This window comes from Rhodococcus sp. CX (assembly GCF_015865005.1).
Lineage (GTDB): Bacteria > Actinomycetota > Actinomycetes > Mycobacteriales > Mycobacteriaceae > Rhodococcus.
This window is the reverse complement of record NZ_JADZGH010000081.1, coordinates 1-6612: the sequence shown is the minus strand read 5'-3', so window position 1 is coordinate 6612 and position 6612 is coordinate 1. Positions and strand designations below refer to the sequence as shown.

The following is a 6612-nucleotide window of genomic DNA, read 5'->3' as shown; positions in this document are numbered from 1 at the left end:
CGCCGCGGACACCGGGAGCAGCACGGGCAGTTCGCGGGCCGGCGCCTCGGCGGCGGGAGTCTCGGCGGCGGGGGTCTCGACCTCTTCCGGCAGGACCTCGACCTCGGCCTCGGACTCCTCGAGTCCGGCGTGCCCGGTGTATTCGCGCACCACGACGTGCGCGTTGGTGCCGCCGAACCCGAAGCCGGAGACACCCGCGACGGCGGCGCCGGTGTAGCGCGGCCAGTCGGCGCCCTCCGCGACCACCTTCAGGCGGGCCTGCTCGAACGGGATGTACGGGTTGGGGGCGGTGTAGTTCAGGGACGCGGGCAGGTGGTTCTCCTGCATCGCGAGGACGACCTTGATCAGGCCCGCGGCACCGGCGGCGGCCTCGAGGTGCCCGAAGTTGGTCTTGGCCGAGCCCAGCAGGACCGGCTTGTCGGCGTCGCGGCCGCGGCCGACGACCTTGCCGAGCGCCTCGGCCTCGATCGGGTCGCCGAGCACCGTGCCGGTGCCGTGCGCCTCGATGTAGTCGACCCCGGACGGCAGGATCTGCGCGTCGCGGTAGGCGCGGCGCAGCACGTCGACCTGCGCCTCCGGGTTGGGGGCGACCAGCCCGTTGGAACGTCCGTCCTGGTTGACGGCCGTCCCGGCGATGACGGCGAGGATGTTGTCGCCGTCGCGTTCGGCGTCCTCGAGCCGCTTGAGGACGACGAGCCCGCCGCCCTCGGACCGCACGATGCCGTTGGCGTCGGCGGAGAAGGCCTTGATCTTGCCGTCGGCGGTGAGCATGCCGGTCTCGTCGAAGCCGAGGGTGCCCGCGGGCGCGAGCAGCATGTTCACGCCGCCGGCGAGGGCAACGTCGGCTTCGCCGCCGCGCAGGGCACGCACGGCCTGGTGCACCGCGACGAGCGACGACGAGCACGCGGTGTCGATGGTGACCGACGGGCCGCGGAAGTCGAAGAAGTACGACACCCGGTTCGCGACGATCGCGGTGGACGTGCCGGTGATCGCGTACGGGTCGGCCGCGGACGGGTCGGCGACCGCGAGCAGCTGGTAGTCGTTGGCCGAGCTGCCGATGAACACGCCGACGGAGCCGCCCTTGAGCTCGTTCGCCGGGATGTGGGCGTGCTCGAGCGCTTCCCACGCGAGTTCGAGCGCGAGCCGCTGCTGCGGGTCGACCATCTCGACCTCGCGGGGAGACATCGCGAAGAACTCGGCGTCGAAGCCCTTGACGTCGTCGAGGTAACCGCCGCGCGTGTTGGCGTTCGCGATGGCCTCGGCGACGACCGGGTCGCCCTCGAATTCGGACCAGCGGCCCTCGGGCAGGTCGGTGATGCCGCTGCGGCCTTCGGCGAGCAGCTCCCACATCTGCGCGGGGGTGTCCACGTGCCCGGGCAGCCGGGCGGACATGCCGACGATCGCGATGTCCTTGGCGCCGGTGACGCCGCCGACCGCGTAGAACGCGTCGTCGGCGGCGGCGGGCATCTCGGGTTCGCCCTCGATGATGCGGGTGGCCAGCGACGCGATGGTCGGGTGCTGGTACGCGATCGTCGCGGTGAGCGTGACGCCGAGCAGGTCTTCGATCTCGCCGCTGAGGGCCACGGCGTCTCTCGACGAGAGGCCGAACTCCTCCATCGGACGATCGTCGGAGATCTGTGACGCCGGTTGCCCGGTCGCGTCGGCGATCCAGTTCCGCAGCCACTCGCGCAGCTGCGCGACGGTCATTTCAGTGTCAGCCATCAACCCACCACGCTACCCGGGAAAGAGAACAATTGTTACACGCTATCGGGGAATGCTTGCTGCTGATACCCCCCGCGCAGCGTTCCCTCGATGTAGGCGGCCTTGCAGGCCCGGCGCGCGATCTTGCCGCTGGACGTGCGCGGGATGGACCCGGCCGGAACCAGCAGGATGTCGCGTGCCGTCACACCGTGGCGGCTCGAGATCGCCGCGCGGACCGCGTCGGCGATCGGCTGCGGATCGGCCTTGCCGGCGCCCGGGCCGCGCTCGGCGACGATGACCAGCTGTTCGGAAGCGTCGTCGGCGTCGAACTTCAGGCCGGAGGCCTCGTTCTCGAACACGTCGACGGGAAGCTGGTTGGCCGGGACCGCGAAGGCCGCGATGAAGCCGGGGCGCAGCGACGAGCTGGCCTCCTGCGCAGAGAACTCGAGGTCCTGCGGGTAGTGGTTGCGGCCGTCGACGATCACCAGGTCCTTGACGCGACCGGTGATGTACAGCTCGCCGTCGATGTAGACGCCGTAGTCGCCGGTGCGCAGCCAGTTGGCGTCCGGCGCGGTGCCCTCGGCGTGGCTGTTCTCCTCGAGACGGGACGTGATCCGGTTGTGGAAGGTCTCGTCGGTCTCGTCCTTGCGACCCCAGTAGCCGATGCCGATGTTGTCGCCGTGCAGCCAGATCTCGCCGACGTGCTCGTCGGGGACCTCGGCGCCGGTCTCGGCGTCGACGATCGCGGCCCACTGGCTGCGGGCGACGTAGCCGCAGGACACCTGGGCGATCGCGCCCGGTGCTTCGCGGTCCACCTTCACGATGCGGCCCGCGTTCAGCTCGCTGCGGTCGACGTAGATGACCTTCGCTTCGTCGGTGCTCTTGGTGGAGGACACGAACAGGGTCGCCTCCGCCATGCCGTAGGACGGCTTGATGGCCGTCTTCGGCAGGCCGTACGGGGCGAACGCCTCGTTGAACTTGCGCATCGACGACGTGGTGACCGGCTCGCTGCCGTTGATCAGCCCGATCACGTTGGACAGATCGAGGGTCTCCCCCGGCTTCGGCAGGCCGCGCGCGGCGGCGTGCTCGAACGCGAAGTTCGGGGCCGCGGCGAACGTGCCGGCACCGTCGGAGACGGCGGCGAGTTCGCGGATCCAGCGGCCGGGCCGCGCCACGAACGCGCGCGGGCTCATGATGGTGATGTACTTGCCGCCGATCGCGGGCAGGATCACCGTGAGCAGACCCATGTCGTGGAACAGCGGAAGCCAGGTCACGCCGCGGGAGGACTCGTTGAGCTCGATCGAGTCGGCCATCTGCACGACGTTGGTGAGCACGGACCGGTGGGTGATCTCCACGCCGGCCGGAACCCGGGTCGAACCCGAGGTGTACTGCAGGTAGGCGATGTCGTCGGTCCCGATCTCCGGGCGCGTCCAGGTGTCGGCGACCGAATCGGGGATGGCGTCGACCGCGATGACCCGGGGGCGCTGCGCGGCCGGCAGCGGACGGAAGAACTGGCGGACGCCCGCAGCGGACGACGTCGTCGTCAGGATCGCGCTGGGCGTGCAGTCGCCGAGCACGGCGTGCAGGCGGTCGGTGTGGCCCGGCTCGTCCGGGTCGAACAGGGGCACCGCGATGGCGCCGGCGTAGATGGCCGCGAAGAACGACACGACGTAGTCCAGGCCCTGGGGCGCCAGGATCGCGACACGATCGCCCGGCTTGGTGACCTGCTGGAGACGGGACGCGATCGCTCGCATCCGCACACCGAACTGACGCCAGGTCAGCTCGTGCACCTCTCCGTCGCGCTCGCGGGAGTAATCGATGTAGCGGTAGGCGAGATCGTCGCCGTTACCGTTCGTGTGCTGTTCGAGGTGATCGAGCAGCGTGTTGCCCTCGGGCAGAACGATATGACCGTTCTCATCGATGAACTCTTCGAAACCGACGCTCAATTCCTTCTCCCTGTCGAAGCGATCCCACAACCACCCGACATGGTTGCGCCCCGTTCATTACTTCGCGATTCGTTGGCCCGCGTAACACGGACCGTCGCACATTCGCTGCCGAGTGGCCTGCGAACGTGCAACCCGTCGGACCAGTTCATCGGTCCGAGATCACGAATATGTTACAGATCCTCACTACGTCATTCCCCCGCGAGCAGGGGAATCACCGGCGCGAACGCCTCCATCTGAGTCGGGAAGACGCCCACGTACGACATGCCGGTCTTGGCGCGCACCGCACGGATCCGATCGGCGATCTCCTCGTGCGAACCGATTGCCAGATACGGGGATTCGAGGATGTCGTCGACCGTCAGGCGGGTGTCGACCTCGATGTTCGGAGGGAACCCCTGATCGAGCGCACCCAGCGCCATCTCCGCGGCCTGCTGCTTGTCGTCGGTGACGAGGATCATGGTGATGGTCCAGTTCAACTCGATGTCGGCGAAACGATCACCGGCGGCCTTCCGGATCGTCTCCACCCGCTCGATCGTGCTTGCCATCGTGATGCCGGACAGCAACAACTTGCCGTCGCTGTTGGTCGGGGGCGCCACCGAGATGATGTCGGCGTACCGGGCGGCCAGGGCGAGCATGCGCGGACCACCCCCGCCGACCGCGATCGGTGGCCGCGGGCCCTGACGTGGCCGCGGGCTGCCCTTGAGGCCGTCGATGCGGTAGTGCTTGCCCTCGAAGGTGCATTCCCGGCCGCGCAGCAGCACGTCGAGGATCTGCAGCGTCTCCTCGAGCTTCTCGATCCGCACACCGGGACGGTCGTAGGCGATGCCCGCCTTGTCGAATTCGTCCTTCATCCAACCGGCCCCGAGCCCGAGTTCGAGGCGGCCGCCGGAGAGCACGTCGATGGTGGCGGCGTCCTTGGCGAGGATCGCGGGGTGGCGGAATCCGTTCGCGAGCATCGCGGTGCCGATCCGGATGCGGTCGGTCGCCACGGCGAGGGCGCCGAGCGCGGCGATCGGTCCGACCTGGTTGCCCAGGTGATCCGGGATCATGAAGCTGTCGTAGCCGAGCTCCTCGGCCCGCTGCGCGAGCTCGACGAAACGCCTGGCCCCGCCTTCCTCGGCGTTGCCCTCCCCACCCGCGGCGAAGCGGAACTTCCGCGGCTGAAGTGCTGCGGAGCCGTCGGTCGCACTCATCGAACCTTCTCTCCAGTGTGCTGTGTCCGTGCGCCACGGCCCGGACACTCCGGACGCAGCCCGATTGTCGAGTCTAAGTGCCGACGGTGGAGAGATTGTAACGGGTCGTGACCCCCGACACTACCGCCCGGTAACCAGACCCTCGGATCACTCTTCCGGAGGCGTCGGCGCCGCGTTGATCTTGTCCGCGGCCCAGCTCGCGACCCACTGCGTCGCCGTGGTGCCGGCGTCGTCGACGACGAACGTGTTGTACATCGCATGCACCGGGTTGTTGTAGTACTCGAGCAGCCGCGGCGCACTCGCGAGCAGATTGCCGGGATTGAGCGCGTCCGGCGGGGCGTCGCAGATGCCGTCGCTGGGCGCGCAGATCTGCACGGTCCGGTCGGCGAGTTCACCGAACCCACCCGGCCGGGGACCGGTCAGGGTGATACCCGGCAGCCGGAGCCCGGCCAGCGCCAGCTCGGCGCCCACCCCGGACACCGGGGGGCCGATCGTCGGGGCCGCGTCGGGGTCGCGCCGGCCGTCGGCGATGAGCGCGACACCGAGCACGCGATCCGCGGGCACCGGCCCGTTCCCGGCCCCGATCTTCGCCGCGACGTCACCGGTGATCACCGCGCCCTGGGAGAAGCCCGTGAGGATGTACGACGTGAGCGGGCACTCGGCGAAGCGGCGCGTCAGGATGTCCTCCATCGCCGCGGTACCCGCGGTGCGGCTGTTGTTGTACGACTGTTGACCGTCCGGCGGCAGCGCGATCGGATTGGAGAACTGCGCGACGTACGGCACGGTGTAGACGTCCGCGCGCTGCGGATCGAACTGCTGCTGCAACGGCCGGGTCACGTTCAACATCAACGACAGCGGATTGGCGGTCGGGTTGTACGGATCGTCGCCGACCGCGGACTCCCACGTGCCGGGTACCGACACCACCTGGACGTCGGGGCACTCCGCGGGTTGCGACTGCGGCTGCTCCGGCGTCGGCGGGATCGGCGGGACCGGCGTGGGCAGCCGCCCGGCGAAGATGTACCACAGCGCCAGCACGACGACCAGGACGAGAAGCGCAACGATCACGACGAGGACGCGTCCGCGCCGCCTCGTCTTCGTCCTGGCCATCATGCTGTGGATCCTCCCCTAGCTGCAGTAGGTCGACTTGGCGGTCGCGATGTAGACGTTCGCGGTCTCGGCGGCCTGCTCCTCGGTGATCTCGATCCCCGAGGCGACGGCGTCGCTGCCGACCAGGGCCGTGACGATCGTCTTGATCTCGTCCTCGCTGCCGCCCTGGGCGATCGCACCGCAGATGTAGTTGGCGGTGTTGATCGCGCTGCTGCCGTCGCCGGACGGCTCGACACCCTCCGCGCGCAGCGCGTCCAGGAACGCCGCGTCCCGCGAATCGGTGGGGACCTCGGTCGGGCCGGGGAAGCCCGGCGCGGTCTGGGGTTCGGCCGGCGGCGCGGTCGCGGCCTCGCCAGGGCTCGTCACGGGTGCTTCGACGGCGGGAGATTCCGCTGCGGTGCCCTCGGCCCCCGTCGTCGCCGTCGCGGATGCCGACGTGGTCGCGGCCGTCGCGGACGTCGTCGCCGACGGGGTGCTCGTCGCGGTGGAATCGTCGCTTCCGCAGGCGCCCAGCACAGCGGCGGCGGTCAGTGCGGCAACGCAGGCGCCGACCACGCGGGTCGAACGCGAACGGGTCCGTGCAGGCATGTGGTGGTGTCCTCGCATCCGGTTTCGTGAGCAAACGGTCTGACGGGCGAACAGGGTCGTGGGGCCGGACGGGCCGGCCC

5 protein-coding genes are annotated in these 6612 nt (G+C 69.6%); all 5 read right to left on the bottom strand.

Translation table 11 applies throughout. The annotated features are described in order from the left end of the window. Positions 1 to 1707: type I polyketide synthase (locus I0Q12_RS32455; protein WP_269437588.1), on the bottom strand; the 1707-nt coding region annotated here is incomplete at its 3' end. Between the two features lie 50 nt (positions 1708 to 1757). Next, the gene (fadD32, locus tag I0Q12_RS08865; RefSeq protein ID WP_197251577.1) at positions 1758 to 3647 is read right to left on the bottom strand and encodes a long-chain-fatty-acid--AMP ligase FadD32; all 1890 of its coding nucleotides are present in this window, start codon (positions 3645 to 3647) and stop codon (positions 1758 to 1760) included. Positions 3648 to 3835: 188 nt separating this feature from the next. Further along, positions 3836 to 4837, bottom strand: a complete 1002-nt coding sequence (locus tag I0Q12_RS08860) for an LLM class F420-dependent oxidoreductase (protein ID WP_197251576.1) — start codon at positions 4835 to 4837, stop codon at positions 3836 to 3838. A 147-nt stretch (positions 4838 to 4984) separates the two neighbouring features. Next, on the bottom strand, positions 4985 to 5944 hold the full coding sequence (locus I0Q12_RS08855; RefSeq protein WP_197251609.1) for a cutinase family protein: 960 nt from the start codon (positions 5942 to 5944) through the stop codon (positions 4985 to 4987). An 18-nt stretch (positions 5945 to 5962) separates the two neighbouring features. Beyond that, positions 5963 to 6532 carry a DUF732 domain-containing protein gene (locus tag I0Q12_RS08850; RefSeq protein WP_197251575.1) on the bottom strand — a complete coding sequence of 190 codons (570 nt, stop codon included), beginning with the start codon at positions 6530 to 6532 and terminating at the stop codon, positions 5963 to 5965. Between the last annotated feature and the right edge of the window lie 80 nt (positions 6533 to 6612).

What these genes read in the sequence shown, in the direction of transcription:
- I0Q12_RS08860 (WP_197251576.1), bottom strand. Translation starts at nt 4,837, where the DNA reads ATGAGTGCGACCGACGGCTCCGCAGCACTTCAGCCGCGGAAGTTCCGC.
- I0Q12_RS08855 (WP_197251609.1), bottom strand. Translation starts at nt 5,944, where the DNA reads ATGGCCAGGACGAAGACGAGGCGGCGCGGACGCGTCCTCGTCGTGATC.
- I0Q12_RS08850 (WP_197251575.1), bottom strand. Translation starts at nt 6,532, where the DNA reads ATGCCTGCACGGACCCGTTCGCGTTCGACCCGCGTGGTCGGCGCCTGC.